Below are 15284 nucleotides of genomic sequence, written 5' to 3'. Positions count from 1 at the left end.
AATGTCGGCCACCTGATGACCAACCCGGCGATCCTCGACCGCGACGGTTATGAAGTGCCCGAGGGCATCATGGACGCGGCGATCACGGCACTCATTGCCCTGCACGATGTCGGTCAGAACGGCCGCCGCATGAACTCCCGTGCCGGTTCGATGTATGTGGTCAAGCCGAAGATGCACGGCCCCGAAGAAGTCGCCTTCGCGGTCGAGATCTTCGACCGCGTCGAGCGCCTTGTCGGCATGCCGCGCAAGACCATCAAGATGGGCATCATGGACGAGGAGCGGCGCACCACCGTCAACCTCAAGGAATGCATCCGTGCCGCCAAGGAACGCGTGGTGTTCATCAACACCGGCTTCCTCGACCGCACCGGCGACGAGATCCACACCTCGATGGAGGCGGGTCCGATGGTACGCAAGGGCGACATGAAGCAGGCGCCATGGATCAATGCCTATGAGGCCTGGAACGTCGACACCGGGCTTGAATGCGGATTGTCAGGCCATGCCCAGATCGGCAAGGGCATGTGGGCGATGCCCGATTTGATGGCAGCGATGCTGGAGCAGAAGATCGCGCACCCGAAAGCCGGCGCCAACACCGCCTGGGTGCCGTCGCCGACGGCAGCGACGCTGCATGCCACCCACTATCACAAGGTCGACGTGTTCGCCGTCCAGGACCAGCTGAAAAGCCGCCCCAAGGCGCGGCTCGACGACATCCTGTCGGTGCCTGTCGTTGTCCGTCCCAACTGGACGCCCGACGAGATCCAGCGCGAACTCGACAACAATGCGCAGGGCATCCTGGGCTACGTCGTGCGCTGGATCGACCAGGGCGTCGGCTGCTCGAAGGTGCCCGACATCAACGACGTCGGCCTGATGGAAGACCGCGCCACCTTGCGCATCTCCTCCCAGCACATCGCCAACTGGCTGCGCCATGACGTGTGCTCGCACATCCAGGTGATGGATTCCTTGCAGCGCATGGCAGCGATCGTCGACCGCCAGAATGTCGGCGATCCGCTCTACCAGCCGATGGCGCCCGAGTTCGATCAGTCGACCGCCTTCCGCGCCGCCTGCGATCTCGTCTTCGAAGGCCGCGCCCAACCCAACGGCTACACCGAACCGGTGCTCCACAAGCGCAGGCTCGAGCTCAAGGCGAAGCGCCGCCGCGGCTAACCGGCGAGGGCGGCACACTGCATCTGCCCCTCACCCTTACCCTCTCCCCGTGAAGGACGGGGAGAGGGGGACGTCAGCGTCGAGCTTGTCTTCTATCTGAAGAGGGCCATCGGCGTTGAATCTGGTCCTCTCACGTCATCTGAAGTGATGGCGGCAACCGAAGAGAGGGCGGCAACGGCGCGCTTGTCCCTTCTCCCCGTCATTACGGGGAGAAGGTGCCGGCAGGCGGATGAGGGGCAGGGCGAGTTTGCAATGGATACCCCCACCCCTGACCCTCCCCCTTGTGGGGAGGGCTGGGGGACTTCCGTTTCAATTTATCATCGTCGCCGGCCACCGAGACATTCACACACCAACCCCAAGGAGAAGACGTGACAGACCTCACTCTCGCCGCCGCCAACACGGTCATCGCCGCCGCCCTAGCCAAGGGCGCGGACGCCAAGTTGAAGCCTCTCACCGTCGCCGTCCTCGACGCAGGCGGCCACCTCAAGGCGTTCCAGAAGCAGGATGGCGCGTCGATGCTGCGCTACGAGATTGCCTCCGGCAAGGCTTATGGTGCGCTCGCCGTCGGCATGGGGTCGCGTTGGCTCGACCAGACGGCGAAGGAGCGTCCGCACTTCATGGATGGGCTCAATGCCGTCTCCGGTGGCCGCATCGTGCCGGTGCCGGGCGGCGTGCTGATCCGCGACGCAACTGGCAAGCTCATCGGCGCTGTCGGCATCACCGGCGATACGTCCGACAATGACGAACTCGCCGCCATCGCCGGCATCGAGGCCGCAGGCCCCAGGCATCAGGCGGCTTGAACAGCGGAAGCGCATTCTTCCGCTTGACAATTTCAGCTGTGATCATAAAGTGTGATCAAATTGATTGATGCCAATCAGGTCGGCACGTGGGCTCGGGAGGAAACCAGTCCGCGACACCATGGCGCTTGAGGGCGCGCGGTTCGAATCGCCGCGTTTCGATCCCCGGAGGAGAGAATGAAAGTTGCAGTATTAGGCGCGGGTGCGGGCGGTGCAGCCTCGGTCGCAGAGTTGGTCCAGGCCGGTCACGACGTGCATTTCTGGGCGCGGTCGGCGGAGACGCTGGAGCCGCACATCAAGCTGGGCGGCGTCGCCTATGAGGGCAAGCTCGGCGAGGGCGTGGCCAAGCCCGCCCTGATTACCACCGATCTCAAGGCGGCCATCGATGGCGTCGACGTCGCCGTCGTCGTGTTGCCGACCTTTTCGCATTCGGCAATCGCTTCGGCGCTTGCCGCAGCCGGCTGGCCGTCGGGCAAGCCGGTCGTGCTCAATCCCGGCCACACCGGCGGTGCGCTCGAATTCGCCGAAACGTTTTCGCGCACTGGCCGTTCAGCGCCCCCGGTCGTCGAGTTCTCGACGCTGACCTATGTCGCGCGCAAGTATCGTCCCGACGGCGTCACGGTGTCCGGCCGCGCCAAGCAGCTGAAGGCGGCAGCGCTCAAGGGCGGCGCCGAGGTGCTGGAGATCGCCGGCAAGCTTTATCCCGGCCTGACCCCGGTCGCCGACGTGATCGCCTCGGACCTGTCCAACGTCAACATGGTCCTGCATCCGCCGGCTGCAGTGCTTGCGGCGGCCTGGGTCGAGGCGACCGGCGGCAACTTCACCTTCTATGTCGACGCCATGACACCGGGCGTCGCCCGCATCATGAAGCAGCTCGACGACGAGCGTCTGGCGGTCGCCAGGGCCTTCGGGCATGATCTGCCCAATCTGGTCGAAGAGATGAAACTGCTCGGTACCGTCGAGGCCGATGTGACCGACACCAGTGATTTCCGCGCCGCGATCGCGGGTGGCGAGGCCAACAAGCGCATCAAGGGCCCGGATTCGCTGGAGTATCGCTACTACAAGGAGGATTTCGGCCACGGGCTTTTGCCGTTCCTCGAATTCGCCCGGATCGCAGGCGTTGACACGCCTGTGGCGCATTCGCTCTACAGCCTGGCGCAGATCGCCGTCGGCACTGACTACCGCAAGGGCGGCCGCACCGCCGAGGCGATGGGCATCGCCGGCATGTCGAGAGATCAGGTCATCGAGAAGGTGAGGGCGAAATGAGCTGGAACAACACAGTCATCGCCGTCGTTGCCGGCGACGCCCGCGAACAGGAAATCGCCCGCTGCGCCGTTCGTGCCGGTGCAACCGTCCGCGCCTACGGCTTCCCCTGGCCGGAAGAGGGCATCGAGGGTGTCTACCACGCCAGGGATGCCGCCGACGCCTTGAAGGGCGCCGACATCGCGCTGTTCCCGATCCCCGGCATCACGGCGGAAGGCGCGCTGTTTGCGCCGAAATGCCCGGAAAAGATCATCCCGACACGCGAGATGCTGGAAGGCATGCGCAAGCCGGGACACATCATCCTCGGCTGGGCCGACGCCAACCTGAAGGGCCATTGCGCCGAGCTCGGCATCACGCTGCATGAGTATGAGTGGGACGTCGACCTGATGCTGCTGCGCGGCCCGGCGATCGTCGAGGGAGTGCTCAAGGTGATCATCGAGAACACCCAGATTACCATCCACAAGTCGAATATCTGCCTGGTCGGGCAGGGCACCATCGGTTCGCTTTTGACCAACACGCTGGTCGCGCTTGGCGCCCATGTCCATGTCGCGGCGCGCAACCCGGTGCAGCGCGCGGCGGCTTATGCGGCTGGGGCTGAATCGCTGACGCTCGAAGAGCTGCCTGAATACCTGCCGAAGATGGACATTGTCATCGGCAGCGTGCCGAAGCGCCTGCTCGATCGCGACCAGCTGAAGCTGTTGCCCAAGCATGCGCTGCTGGTCGACGTCGCGGCTCCGCCCGGCACCATCGACCGTGACGCTGCCGCTGAACTCGGGCTCAAGGCGATCTGGGCGCGTGGAATGGGCGCGCGCGCGCCGATCACGGTCGGCCGCAGCCAGTGGAGCGGCATTTCAAGGCGCATCGAAGGCATATTGGAGCAGAAGTGATGAAGGCAGATCTGGTCATCAAGAACGCGCGGGTGGTTCGCCACGACGGCGAATACCATGGCGGCGTGGCGGTCAAGGACGGCAAGATCGTGCTGACCGGTGCCGACGAGGTGTTGCCCGATGCTGTCCGCACCATCGATGCTAAGGGCAAGGTGCTGATGCCGGGCCTGATCGACCCGCATTGCCATCTCGGCGTGAAATTCCCTTACCCCGAGGACATGCGCACCGAGACGGCGGCGGCTGCTTCCGGCGGCGTTACCACGGCACTGCTCTACATCCGCAACCTCAAGGAATCTTATCTGCCGTTCTACGAGGAGCGGAAGGCGCTGGGCGAGGAGAACGCGGTCATCGACTTCGGCTTTCACTTCGGCATCCAGCGCGAAGAACACATCGCCGAGATTCCCGAGATCGTCGCCAAGACCGGCGTGAAGTCATTCAAATGCTATTTCGGCTACGAGCCCGACAATCCGATCGGCATCGTGCCGGCGACGGACGGCTGGGTTTATGCGGCGATGCGCACCCTGTCGAAGATCCCGGGCGCGGTGATCAACGTGCACTGCGAAAATACCCAGATCGCCTCGTGGATCAAGAAGGAGATCGCCGCGACTGGCCGCCAGGATCTCGGCGCCTACACGGAATCGCGCCCCGCCTTCTGCGAGGTCGAAACCATCCGGCGCATGATCTTCTTGGCCGAAAAGACCGGCTGTTCGCTGCATCTTGTACACACTTCGGTCGGCATGGGCCCGGTACTGGCCGCTGAGGCGCAGGCGCGCGGGGTGCATGTCACCGTCGAGACCTGCCCGCATTACCTGACGCGCACCTGCTACGATGAGGACCTGGACATGCGCGCCAAGATCTCGCCGCCGCTGCGCGACCGCAACGAACTCGAAGGCCTGTGGGCCGGTATGCTCAACGGCTCGGTCTACAGCCTTGGCACCGACCACGTGCCGTTCCTGCCCAAGAAGCTCGAGGACCTGTGGACCGAGTTCCCCGGTGTCGTCAGCTTCCCGTGGGAGCTGTCGCTGATGCTGCATTTCGGCGTGCACCGGCGCGGCCTGCCGCTGAGCCGCCTGGTCGAGCTCAATTCGTTCAATCCGGCGCGGCGCTTTGGCCTGTGGCCGCGCAAGGGCCACATCGATGTCGGGTTCGACGCCGACCTCGTGCTGGTTGACCTCGACGAGGAGCGCACGGTCACCCACACCGGCAAGGGCACCTGCATCTATGAAGGCTGGAAGCTGAAGGGCTGGCCGGTGATGACCGTGGCGCGCGGCGACGTGGTTTACGAAAATGGCGTGGTCGCCGAGAGCCATTATGGCCGCGGCCGCTGCGTGACGGTGCCGTCATGACCCAAGGGGTCTCCGACCACCTCGACCTGGCCGGTCGCATCTCGCTGATACCGGCGCGTCTGCCGGTGCGCGAGGCGATCGCCAGGATCGTCGCCCGCAAGGACGCGATCCGCCAGGAGCGACTGTCGGGGATCCACAATCCATGGGGCCATTGTCTCGGCCTGACCGACCCGTGGAGCTTTCTCGACCTGTGCGAAAGCGATCTTGTCGTCGATGCCGCGCGGAAAATCATCGGGCCCGATGTCATTCTGTGGGACAGCGAGCTGTTCGCCGAGGCCAGCCGTTACGGCGAGTTTCTTAGCGAGGGCTGCGAGGGCCGCTACTGGCCGGTCTCGCCGCTGGCGGGTGCCGTGGTGCTGGTGGCCGTCAACAGGGACGAGCTTTTGGTCAGGGCCAGCAGGCTGGGGGAGATGAGCCTCGATGCGCTTGCCGACTTTGATCTTTCGGAGCCGCTCTATGTCGTCAGGCTGATGCCGGCGACGAGCCGGTTCGAGCGCGATCCAAACCATCCAGCCAACCGCGCCTGCATGGAAGAGCAGGTGCTGGTCAACTATTCCAACCGCCCGCTGTGGCTGCTCTCGGGCATCGACCGGGCAAACAACGATCTGGTTTCGGGCTTTGCGCCCGCCGTGCCCGTCTGGGCCTCCGGCGCCAGGCCCAGCGAAAGAGAGGAGAAATAACATGCCGTTCGTCGTCGTAGAGATGTGGGAGGGGCGCACTGTCGAACAGAAGCGCAACCTGGTGAAAGCCATCACCAAGGCCATGGTCGATGAGGCCGCCTGCAAGCCCGATCACCTGCATGTGGTGATCCATGAGACGCCCAAGGACAGCTGGGGCCGCGGCGGCGTGCTCGGCATCGACATGGTGGAGCATAAGTGATGGGTCTCGACGTTCTCGACTACCGCAAGTCGGCGCTGCTGGTCATCGACCTTCAGAACGCGTTCATCCACGAGAAGGGCACGCTCGGCGTTTCCGGCGTCGACACCAAGCGCCTGTCGTCGATCGTGCCGCCGCTGGCCAAGCTGATCAAGCGCTGCCAGGACACCGGCATTCCCGTCATCTGGACGATGCAGGAACACTTTGCCATCGACCACAACCGCGCCAAGAAGAAGCTGCTGGGCCACACCGCCCGGCGCAAGCAGGTGTCGGCGCTGGCCGGCAGCTGGGACGAGCAGATCATCGACGAGCTGAAGCCATTGGCCGATTTCGACCCGGCCTTCGTCATCCGCAAGCACCGCTTCGGCGCCTTCTACGAGACGCGTCTCGAAATGATGCTGAAGATGCTCGGCACCCAGCATCTGTTCGTCACCGGCGCCACCACCAATGCCTGTGTCGAGACCTCGATCCGCGAAGCCTATCTGCGTGACCTCGATGTGATTGCCGTCGACGATTGCGTGTCGGGCGTCAATGCCGAGTGGGAAGCTACCGCCAAGCAGGTGTGGAAGCAGTATTTCTGCGAGATCGCCCAGTCGTCCGAGGTGCTCGACTGGATCGGCGAGCAGGTCAAGCCGCGCGTCACCAACTATGGCCACCAGCTGATCATGGTCAACGACATCGACACGTCGGTGGCGTTCTACACCAATCAGCTTGGCTTCACGATCCGCCCGGCCAAGCCCCTGGCCGATGGCCGTCCGTTTACCGCCTTCCATCAGGGCATCGCCCTGATCCACGGCAAGGCCTCTGACCATCGCCAGCTCGACCACATCGCGTTTGAGGTCAACGACGTGCGCGCCATGGATGCCAGGCTGAAGAAGGCCGGCGTGAAGTACTTCACCGACCTGCATGACGGACCCTATGGCCTGACGATCTATATCGCAGACCCCGACGGCACCAAGGTCGAACTCTACCAGGTTGGCGCGACCGCCTGACCCTGTGGGCTGATGCCAAAATGAAAAGGGCCGCCGGCTTCCGGCGGCCCTTTTTGCTTGGTGATTTCATTCCGGCTCAATCGACCGACAAACCCTCAAGCGCGTCGAGATCGGCATAGGCGGGCAGGGAGGTGGCAAGGGGCGCACCATCGCGGATGACGATGCGGTTGCTTTCCGCGCGGGATAAAACTTCGGACCAGTTGCGGCCTTCGAACAGTATGAAGTCGGCCGGCTGTCCCTCGGCGATACTGCCCTTGGCATCGAGACCCATGATCTCAGCCGGAGTTGTCGTCACTGCCCTAATCCAGTCGCCGGTCGGGTGATCGAGATGCAGTATCCGCGTGCCCAGGCGGAACGTGTCGAGCATGTCGAGATCGCCATAAGAATGGAACGGGTCGCGTGTGTTGTCGGAGGCGAGCGCCACCCGGATGCCGCGCTGCTTCATCTCGTGCAGCAAGGTCACGCCGCGCCACCTCGGCGTCGTACCGTCCTTTCGGCGGTCCTGCAGGTAGAGATTGCAGGTCGGCAGCGACACGACGGCGATGCCAGCTGTTGCCACCTTGTCAAGCGTGGCATCGACTGCAGAAGCCTCCTGCATAGCCAGCGAACAGCAATGGCCGACCAGCACTTTGCCAGTGAAGGACGCGCGCAGCTTGGCCTCTCCGATGCGGCGCAAGGCGTCGGCCTTGGGATCGGCCGTTTCGTCGGCGTGGAAATCGAGGTCCAGGCCGTGCTTCGAAGCCGCCTGGAACATGCGGTCGAGCAGGTGGTCGATGTCGGGCGTGGGATAGGCCACTGCTCCAAGCGTGCCGCCTGCACTCGCAACGCGCCTTGCGATCTGGTTGAGATTGGCATCGTCGCGGGCCATGTCGATGGGAAACAGGCACGACGCCTGTAGGTCGATGCGGCCAAGCCATTGTTGCCTGAGTTCCATGAAAACCGGCCAGGAAATGTCGTCCTGCGGCGGCTGCGAGTCTATATGGGTGCGGATCGCCGCCGTGCCGTAGTGGAGCGCCGAGCGAAGGGCGAACTCCATGCGCATCGTGACGTCCCGGGACGACCAGTTCGCCGTCCGGTCGGCGCGCGTCGCCGCCAGCGCTCCCTCGAAGGTGCCATTCGTCGCCGACGTGCGCGGCAGGATATGGCCCTTGTCGAGATGGGTGTGGCAGTCGACGAATGCAGGCAGCACAACACGGCCGCCACCATCGATGGAAATCGCATCGCCGCTGCTTGTTTCGCTGGAACGGCTGCGCGCAGGAGTTGTTGCCGATATCCTGCCGTGCTCTACTGTCACGTCAGCGAGAAAGAACCCTACGGCGTCGATGGCACCGGTTCTTGTCACTGCACCGTTGAGGCGCACGTTGCGCAAGACATACCGGCCCAGCTTTGCGCCTTCCGCAATCCGGTCGCGCAGAGTGGGCTGATCGAGGGCGGGTGCGTTCATGGACGGGTCTCCAGGCAAACGGGTGTGACGGCGGGTCGGGCGGCGTGGCATTCTCAGCAGAACGGCAGGGCAGTTAGAGGTTGCCGTTTCGGCAAAGTTCATTTATTGATCACAATATGAGATCACAGATTGCGGCCTGTCAACTTCTGCCCCCGGCCGGCGCCTGTCTACGGCATGATCGCCGCCAGACGCCGTTCCTCGTACAGCGCAATACTTGAGGAACCTTGCGAGAGGCGGAGAAGCAGAATGCGCATAGACAAGACAGAGGACGCCAGCAACGGCGGCAATGAAGCGCCCAAGAAGGAGCGTGGCCATGTGCATGGTCATGTGCTGCGCTACATGCGCCGCGGCCTGATGGTCGGCGCTTTCCTGCCCGGCCAGGTGATGAGCCTGCGCAAGCTGGCGGCAGGTTTCGGCACCAGCCCGATGCCGGTACGCGAAGTGCTGAGCCGCCTTGTGGCAGCCAACGCGCTCGAGGAAACCAAGGGAGGCTCGGTACGCGTTCCCAGGCTGAGCCCGGAGAAACTCAGCGACCTGTTTGCGGTGCGCGAGATGCTGGAAGGCATGGCCGCCGAACTCGCGGCGAAAAAGGCGACCCCGGAGCTGGTCAGCGAACTTACCGCGATCAACAAGCAATTGCTCGTGGCGATCGAAAAGCGCGACATCCTGAATTGCCTGTCGTTCAACCAGAAATTCCACTTCACGCTCTACGAGGCGGCAGATTCCGAAGTGCTGATGCCGCTGATCGAGTCGCTGTGGCTGCAGTTCGGCCCGACAATGTACATGTCGCTGCTCATCCCCTCGATGCCGTGGAACGCTTCGGACCACGAGGACATCCTTGCCGCGCTGAAGGAAGGCAATTCCGCTTCCGCCAAGAAGGGCATCGTCCACGACATCCGCACCACCTGCAAGGCGCTGCTCAGCGTCGCCGGTTCGCAAGGCATCGAACTGCCCTTCGCCCAAGGGCCCGAACTGCAATTCGACTATTGAAATGATCTGGGAGGATCTCGCCATGGCCAGCAGGGCTGAACAAAATCTCGCGCGCCTGGGCATCAGCCTGCCGGCTACCGTAGCACCCGCCGCCAACTACGTGCCGGCTCGCCGACTGGGCAATCAAGTCTATGTTTCGGGACAGGTTCCCGCCGAGGGTGGCAAGGACAAGTTCACGGGCAAGCTCGGCTCCGACTACACCATTGAGGAAGGCCAGGCTGCCGCCCGGCTCTGCGCGGTCAACATCCTGGCCCAGCTCAAGCAGGCGCTGGACGGCGATCTCGACCGTGTCGTCGGCGTCATCCGCCTCGGCGGCTTCGTCAATGCTGAGCCCGACTTCAAGGATCATCCCAAGGTCATCAACGGCGCCTCAGACCTGATGGTCGAGGTGTTCGGCGAGGCCGGACGCCATGCCCGCGCTGCAGTGGGCTGCTATTCGCTGCCGCGCAACGTCCCGGTCGAAATCGACGCCATCTTCGAGGTCAACTGACCGTGCTGCCTGCCGCTTCCACGATCGACGAGAGAATCCCGGTCCATGTACTGACCGGCTTCCTCGGCAGCGGCAAGACGACATTTCTCAGGCATCTGCTCGGCGAGCCGGATCTTGCCGATACCGCCGTGATCATCAACGAGTTTGGCGAAGTCGGGCTCGACCACCTGCTGGTGCGGGAAGTGTCCGAGGACGCGGTTTTGCTGTCGTCGGGCTGTCTGTGCTGTGCCGTGCGCGATGATCTCGTTTCCACCCTTGCGGACCTTCTGGCGATGGTCCGTCGTGGCGAGGTGGCGCCGTTCCGCCGGGTCGTGGTTGAAACCACGGGCCTCGCCGACCCCGCGCCGATCATGCAGGCGGTGATGAGCGATCTCAAGCTCCGCCGTGGCTATCGCGCGGGCAGTATCGTTGCCACCGTCGATGGCGTCAGCGGCGCCAACTCGATCGCCAACTTTGCCGAGGCGGTCCAGCAAGTGGCGCTTGCCGATTGCGTGGTGATCACCAAGTCGGATCTCGTCGAACCCTGGCGGCTCGACGCCCTTGGTCAGGATGTTGGCAAGGTCAATCCGCAGGTGCGGCAACTCGTTTCGAGCCGCGCCAGCATGCCCAATGCGACCGACATCTTTGACCATGACGAGACCTGGCAGCCGCGCCATTTCGAAATGGCCGATACCCCGATGGCTGGCAGGCACAGCGATGGCATCGAAACCTTCACCGTGGAAATCGACAGGGACGTCGACTGGCCGGCCTTCGTCGACTGGCTCGAGCTTCTTTTAGCCGGTCGTGGGCAATCGATCCTGCGCGTGAAAGGCCTGCTGCCGGTCAGGGGCGACCCGCGGCCCGTGGTCATCCACGGTGTCCAGCATGTCGTCTATCCGCCCGAATATCTCGCGCAATGGCCCGAAGGCATGCCGCGGGGCTGGTTGGTTTTCATCGCGCGCAACCTCAGCCGCACGGCGATCGAGAATTCTATTCCGAGCACTTTCGCAGCGGCACACTGACGGACCGAAACCGCGTCGCTGTGTGTCTTTACCCAAATGTTTTTTGTGTCGGCCATGGCGACAGCCCGTGCCGCGGCCGCCGAGACCTGGTCGCGACGTCGCGACGCGTGGCGAATCCCGAAACGATTTCCGATGCTTGCGGGGCGGCTCGCCTGGGCTGCGCCAGGCCAGCGGGGAGGGACGGCATTTGTTAGAGGCGAGATCGGATTCGTCGCTTGACAAAGGACAAATGTGATCACACTATGAGATCAAGAATGAGGATTGAGAGCTTGAGCTGTCGCGCCTTGTTCGGGGGAGAGAGGCAGGCCTTCGGGCCATAGGGGCGCCCGCAAGGTGCTCGATAGGGAGGAGAGAAATGTTGTACGCCACAGGTCTCATTCGCGGCACGGCGCTCATTGCCACAGCCGCGGTCGCCACCGTTCTAGCCAGCCACAGCGCCATGGCAGAAGACGTCAACGTCCGCTTCAGCTGGAAGCTGAAGGGCGAATACGGCTTCTTTTATCTCGGCGAGGAAAAAGGTCTCTACAAGGACGCCGGCGTGACGCTGAAACTCGGCGAAGGTGCTGGCTCGCAGGCCGCACTCGGCTCGCTGATCCAGGGCCAGGAGGACGCCGTCATCCTGCCCGGCATCTTTGCCATTTCGGCGATCCAGAAGGGCATGCCGGTCAAGATCATTGCACTCTATCAGCCGGAGTCGCCGATTGCGTTGATCTCGCATCCAGACAAGGCGGTGAATACGCCCAAGGATCTCGAGGGCAAGACCATCGCGCACGCCGTCGGCGAGACCGGCACGTCCTATCTCGGCGCCTTCTGCGAGATCAACAAGATTGACTGCGGCAAGGTCTCCAAGGTGCAGATGGACTCGCAGTCGCGCGTGCCGCAGTTCCTGCAGAAGCAGGTCGACGTGGTCAGCGTCTACAAGACCAACGATTTGCCGGTGCTCGAAGACAAGACCGGCCAGAAATTCCCGACGCTTGACCTGACGGAGTTCGGCCTGGCCGTGCCCGGCATGGCGGTGGTCGCCAGCAATGACGGCATCGAAAAAAAGGGCGCTGCACTCAAGAGCTTCCTCGCCGCCAACTCCAAGGCGATCGAGATGACGCGTTCTGACCCAGTTGCGGCGACTGCGGCATTGAAGACGGTGTGGCAGGGCGGACCTTCGGACAAGGTCATCCAGCAGCAGATAGAGGCAACCTCGGCATCGATCCATTCGCCAAGTGGCAAGCCGACCGGCTGGGTCGACGAAAAGGCAATTGCCGACTCGCTCAAGCTGATCGGCAGCGTGGACGAGATTGGCGAGGCCAAGCCATTGTCGTCCTTTTATACAAATGAACTTCTGACGCAGTGAGGCTACGGTGGCGAGCACGGATGTAATCGGCGCCGGTCAGGCGCAGAAGAACCAAGGCAAGAATATGAGCAGCAAGAAGAAATCGCGGGGCCCTTGGCTAGAGCGCTACTCGGCGCTTATCCTCGCGACGGTGCTGCTTGGTGCCTGGCAGATTCTGGTTCCCTTGTCGGGCCTTTCGGAGTTCGTCCTGCCGACGCCGCTGGCTATTGCCACGCGGATCGTCAACGAGCTGCCGCTGCTCGCCTCCCATGCCTATGTCACACTGTTCGAAGTGGTCGCTGGTTTTGCCATGGGCGTGCTGATCGGCATCCCGCTGGCGCTGTCGATCTTCTATTCCCGCGCCTTCGAGCGCGCCATCTATCCGATCCTGGTTGCCTTGCAGACGGTGCCCAAGGTGGCGCTGGCGCCGCTGCTGGTGCTCTATCTCGGCTATGGCTGGGCGCCCAAGATCACGCTGGCGTTCCTGATCTCGTTCTTCCCGATCGTCATCTCGACAGTCGTCGGTCTGCAATCGCTCGACAAGAACTTGGTCAACCTCGTCCGCTCGATGGGGGCAAGCGAATGGCAGACCTTCTTCAAGGTCCGCCTGCCGGCAGCGCTGCCAAACATCTTCGGCGGCTTCAAGGTTGCGGTATCGCTTGCCGTCATCGGCGCCGTCATCGGCGAGTATGTCGCCGCCGAACGCGGCCTTGGCTACCTGCAGCTCCAGGCCAACTCCTTGTTCGACACGACGCTCAACTTCGCCACGGTGGTGACGATCTCCGGGCTTGGCGTGATGCTCTACTTCATCATCGACACCATCGAATCCCGCGTTACCTACAAGCGCGACGCCGCCAAATAGTCAGGCCACCAAGCAATCAGCCGGCCGCTACCGCGGCCAGCAACCGAAAACAGGTTCAGTGAGGCAATCCCATGAGTGCCACTACCCAGATGGGCGCGGCGGTCGACATTTCGCGGCTTTCCAAGGTCTACAAGACTCGCGAGGACGATGACGTCCTTGCCCTCGACAAGATCGATCTCAAGATCGAGCCCGGCAGCTTCGTAGCCGTCGTCGGTCCCAGCGGTTGCGGCAAGAGTACGCTGCTTTCGCTTCTCGCCGGATTGACGCCTGCCTCCACCGGCAGCATCGCCATTGACGGTGACGGCGTCAGCAGGCCGCATCCGAAGACCGGCGTCGTTTTCCAGTCCGACCTTCTGCTCTACTGGCGCACCGTTCTGGATAACATCCTGCTGCCGATCGAGATCAAGAAGCTTGACGTCGCGAAGTATCGCGCGCGCGCCGAGGAACTGCTGGCCCAGGTCGGGCTCGAAGGCTTCGGCAACAAGTATCCTTCGGAGCTTTCAGGCGGCATGCGCCAGCGCGTGGCGATCTGCCGGGCGCTGATCCAGGAGCCCGGCCTGCTGTTGATGGATGAGCCTTTCGGCGCGCTCGACGCGCTGACGCGCGAACAGATGATCATGGATCTGCAGTCAATGTGGCTTCGCCTGCGCAACACGGTGCTGTTCATCACCCATGGCATCGACGAGGCGGTGTTCCTCGCCGACCGCGTGCTGGTCATGTCGCCACGCCCGGGCCGCGTCGACCTCGACCTCAAGATCGACCTGCCGCGTCCGCGCCAGTGGAGCAAGACCCACGAGGACAAGGACTATCACGCCTATGTCCGGCAGATCCGGGCGATCTTCGAAGCCAAGGGCATCCTCGTCGCTCACTAGTACATGGCCGCGAAAATCGGGACCGATTTTCGAAAGGATCATCCCCAATTCAGAGGTCTACAGCGCCCTTTGCGCGTCCAGGTGGCCGCGTGGCGATGTAGTCGGTTTGGCCGATCCTTCAAATCAGGAAATAAGACAATAACAGCATGAGCGCCGCCGGGATGTTCCCCGGCGGACGAATATTTGCGCGGAGAACCCGGATGTCCGGATCCATTTTCATACCCAAAGAACTTGAGTTGATCGAGAGCCGCGTTGGCGCTTCACCGGAGACGGTGAAACGGCTGGTGGGGCTTGGTTTTGAGGTGGTTGTGGAGACCGGTGCTGGCACCTTGTCGCGCATTCCCGACGCCGAGTACGCCGCTGTCGGGGCCAGGATCGGCAAGGCGGCCGATGCCGCCAAGGCGGACGTCGTGCTGAAGGTGCGCCGTCCCTCGGAAGCCGAGCTCAAGGGCTACAAGGCTGGCGCCGCGGTGCTTGCCACGATGGATCCCTACGGCAATGACGCCGCGGTTGCGGCGATGGCCAAGGCCGGGGTGACGGCGTTCGCCATGGAGTTCATGCCGCGCATCACCCGTGCCCAGGTGATGGACGTTTTGTCGTCGCAGGCCAACCTCGCCGGCTACCAGGCGGTGATCGACGGTGCGTCCGAATATGACCGCGCGCTGCCGATGATGATGACGGCTGCGGGCACGGTTCCGGCGGCGAAAGTGTTCATCATGGGTGTCGGCGTCGCCGGCCTGCAGGCGATCGCCACCGCGCGCCGCATGGGCGCGATCGTCACCGCAACGGACGTGCGTCCGGCGGTCAAGGAACAGGTGGCCTCGCTCGGTGCCAAGTTCCTCGCCGTCGAGGACGAGGAGTTCAAGGCCGCCGAAACCGCCGGCGGCTACGCCAAGGAGATGTCCAAGGAATACCAGGCCAAGCAGGCGGCGCTGACCGCCGAGCATATCGCCAAGCAAGACATCGTCATCACCAC

At 63.3% G+C, this 15284-nt stretch carries 15 protein-coding genes and 1 pseudogene; 15 read left to right on the top strand and 1 reads right to left on the bottom strand.

All coding sequences use genetic code 11. The features are described 5' to 3' along the window. The 8 genes from C8K44_RS26480 to C8K44_RS26445 all read left to right on the top strand — a co-directional run. Positions 1 to 1161: malate synthase G (locus tag C8K44_RS26480; RefSeq protein ID WP_109578748.1), on the top strand; the 1161-nt coding region annotated here is incomplete at its 5' end. A 368-nt stretch (positions 1162 to 1529) separates the two neighbouring features. Further along, positions 1530 to 1961, top strand: coding sequence for a heme-binding protein (locus C8K44_RS26475; RefSeq protein ID WP_109578746.1), 432 nt, complete (start codon positions 1530 to 1532; stop codon positions 1959 to 1961). Between the two features lie 174 nt (positions 1962 to 2135). Beyond that, positions 2136 to 3224, top strand: a complete 1089-nt coding sequence (locus tag C8K44_RS26470; protein WP_109578745.1) for an NAD/NADP octopine/nopaline dehydrogenase family protein — start codon at positions 2136 to 2138, stop codon at positions 3222 to 3224. Further along, positions 3221 to 4108, top strand: a complete 888-nt coding sequence (locus C8K44_RS26465; RefSeq protein ID WP_109578744.1) for a dipicolinate synthase subunit DpsA — start codon at positions 3221 to 3223, stop codon at positions 4106 to 4108. The genes C8K44_RS26470 and C8K44_RS26465 overlap by 4 nt, the downstream gene beginning before the upstream one ends. After that, a complete protein-coding gene (locus C8K44_RS26460) occupies positions 4108 to 5454 on the top strand; it encodes an amidohydrolase family protein (protein ID WP_109578743.1) in 1347 nt (448 codons plus the stop codon). Before C8K44_RS26465 ends, C8K44_RS26460 begins: the two co-directional genes overlap by 1 nt. Beyond that, positions 5451 to 6134, top strand: coding sequence for a resolvase (locus C8K44_RS26455; RefSeq protein ID WP_109578742.1), 684 nt, complete (start codon positions 5451 to 5453; stop codon positions 6132 to 6134). Before C8K44_RS26460 ends, C8K44_RS26455 begins: the two co-directional genes overlap by 4 nt. A gap of 1 nt (position 6135) precedes the next feature. Beyond that, entirely contained in the window at positions 6136 to 6333 is a 198-nt protein-coding gene (locus C8K44_RS26450) for a 2-hydroxymuconate tautomerase (RefSeq protein WP_109578741.1), read from the top strand. Then, the gene (locus C8K44_RS26445; RefSeq protein ID WP_109578740.1) at positions 6333 to 7322 is read left to right on the top strand and encodes an isochorismatase family protein; all 990 of its coding nucleotides are present in this window, start codon (positions 6333 to 6335) and stop codon (positions 7320 to 7322) included. Before C8K44_RS26450 ends, C8K44_RS26445 begins: the two co-directional genes overlap by 1 nt. A 76-nt stretch (positions 7323 to 7398) precedes the next feature. On the opposite strand, the gene C8K44_RS26440 is transcribed toward C8K44_RS26445, so the two are convergent. Continuing rightward, positions 7399 to 8766, bottom strand: a complete 1368-nt coding sequence (locus tag C8K44_RS26440; RefSeq protein ID WP_109578739.1) for a cytosine deaminase — start codon at positions 8764 to 8766, stop codon at positions 7399 to 7401. A gap of 246 nt (positions 8767 to 9012) precedes the next feature. Between C8K44_RS26440 and C8K44_RS26435 the strand changes: the two genes are divergently transcribed. From C8K44_RS26435 to C8K44_RS26405, 7 genes and pseudogenes are all read left to right on the top strand, one after another. Continuing rightward, entirely contained in the window at positions 9013 to 9756 is a 744-nt protein-coding gene (locus C8K44_RS26435; RefSeq protein ID WP_109578738.1) for a GntR family transcriptional regulator, read from the top strand. 22 nt (positions 9757 to 9778) lie between these two features. Beyond that, on the top strand, positions 9779 to 10246 hold the full coding sequence (locus C8K44_RS26430) for a RidA family protein (protein ID WP_109578747.1): 468 nt from the start codon (positions 9779 to 9781) through the stop codon (positions 10244 to 10246). A 2-nt stretch (positions 10247 to 10248) separates the two neighbouring features. Continuing rightward, positions 10249 to 11247 carry a GTP-binding protein gene (locus C8K44_RS26425; RefSeq protein ID WP_109578737.1) on the top strand — a complete coding sequence of 333 codons (999 nt, stop codon included), beginning with the start codon at positions 10249 to 10251 and terminating at the stop codon, positions 11245 to 11247. A 355-nt stretch (positions 11248 to 11602) separates the two neighbouring features. Then, positions 11603 to 12595, top strand: coding sequence for an ABC transporter substrate-binding protein (locus C8K44_RS26420; RefSeq protein WP_109578736.1), 993 nt, complete (start codon positions 11603 to 11605; stop codon positions 12593 to 12595). Between the two features lie 64 nt (positions 12596 to 12659). After that, positions 12660 to 13436 carry an ABC transporter permease gene (locus C8K44_RS26415; RefSeq protein ID WP_199227217.1) on the top strand — a complete coding sequence of 259 codons (777 nt, stop codon included), beginning with the start codon at positions 12660 to 12662 and terminating at the stop codon, positions 13434 to 13436. 71 nt (positions 13437 to 13507) lie between these two features. Beyond that, complete coding sequence (locus tag C8K44_RS26410; RefSeq protein ID WP_109578734.1) at positions 13508 to 14308, top strand: ABC transporter ATP-binding protein; 801 nt, start codon at positions 13508 to 13510, stop codon at positions 14306 to 14308. A 200-nt stretch (positions 14309 to 14508) separates the two neighbouring features. Continuing rightward, positions 14509 to 15284: pseudogene (locus C8K44_RS26405) on the top strand (NAD(P)(+) transhydrogenase (Re/Si-specific) subunit alpha); the annotation flags it as partial.

Source organism: Aminobacter sp. AP02 (assembly GCF_003148805.1).
Classification (GTDB): domain Bacteria; phylum Pseudomonadota; class Alphaproteobacteria; order Rhizobiales; family Rhizobiaceae; genus Aminobacter.
This window is presented reverse-complemented; position numbering and strand designations above follow the sequence as displayed.

What these genes read in the sequence shown, in the direction of transcription:
- C8K44_RS26470 (WP_109578745.1), top strand. Translation starts at nt 2,136, where the DNA reads ATGAAAGTTGCAGTATTAGGCGCGGGTGCGGGCGGTGCAGCCTCGGTC.
- C8K44_RS26465 (WP_109578744.1), top strand. Translation starts at nt 3,221, where the DNA reads ATGAGCTGGAACAACACAGTCATCGCCGTCGTTGCCGGCGACGCCCGC.
- C8K44_RS26460 (WP_109578743.1), top strand. Translation starts at nt 4,108, where the DNA reads ATGAAGGCAGATCTGGTCATCAAGAACGCGCGGGTGGTTCGCCACGAC.
- C8K44_RS26455 (WP_109578742.1), top strand. Translation starts at nt 5,451, where the DNA reads ATGACCCAAGGGGTCTCCGACCACCTCGACCTGGCCGGTCGCATCTCG.
- C8K44_RS26450 (WP_109578741.1), top strand. Translation starts at nt 6,136, where the DNA reads ATGCCGTTCGTCGTCGTAGAGATGTGGGAGGGGCGCACTGTCGAACAG.
- C8K44_RS26445 (WP_109578740.1), top strand. Translation starts at nt 6,333, where the DNA reads ATGGGTCTCGACGTTCTCGACTACCGCAAGTCGGCGCTGCTGGTCATC.
- C8K44_RS26440 (WP_109578739.1), bottom strand. Translation starts at nt 8,766, where the DNA reads ATGAACGCACCCGCCCTCGATCAGCCCACTCTGCGCGACCGGATTGCG.
- C8K44_RS26435 (WP_109578738.1), top strand. Translation starts at nt 9,013, where the DNA reads ATGCGCATAGACAAGACAGAGGACGCCAGCAACGGCGGCAATGAAGCG.
- C8K44_RS26430 (WP_109578747.1), top strand. Translation starts at nt 9,779, where the DNA reads ATGGCCAGCAGGGCTGAACAAAATCTCGCGCGCCTGGGCATCAGCCTG.
- C8K44_RS26420 (WP_109578736.1), top strand. Translation starts at nt 11,603, where the DNA reads ATGTTGTACGCCACAGGTCTCATTCGCGGCACGGCGCTCATTGCCACA.
- C8K44_RS26415 (WP_199227217.1), top strand. Translation starts at nt 12,660, where the DNA reads ATGAGCAGCAAGAAGAAATCGCGGGGCCCTTGGCTAGAGCGCTACTCG.
- C8K44_RS26410 (WP_109578734.1), top strand. Translation starts at nt 13,508, where the DNA reads ATGAGTGCCACTACCCAGATGGGCGCGGCGGTCGACATTTCGCGGCTT.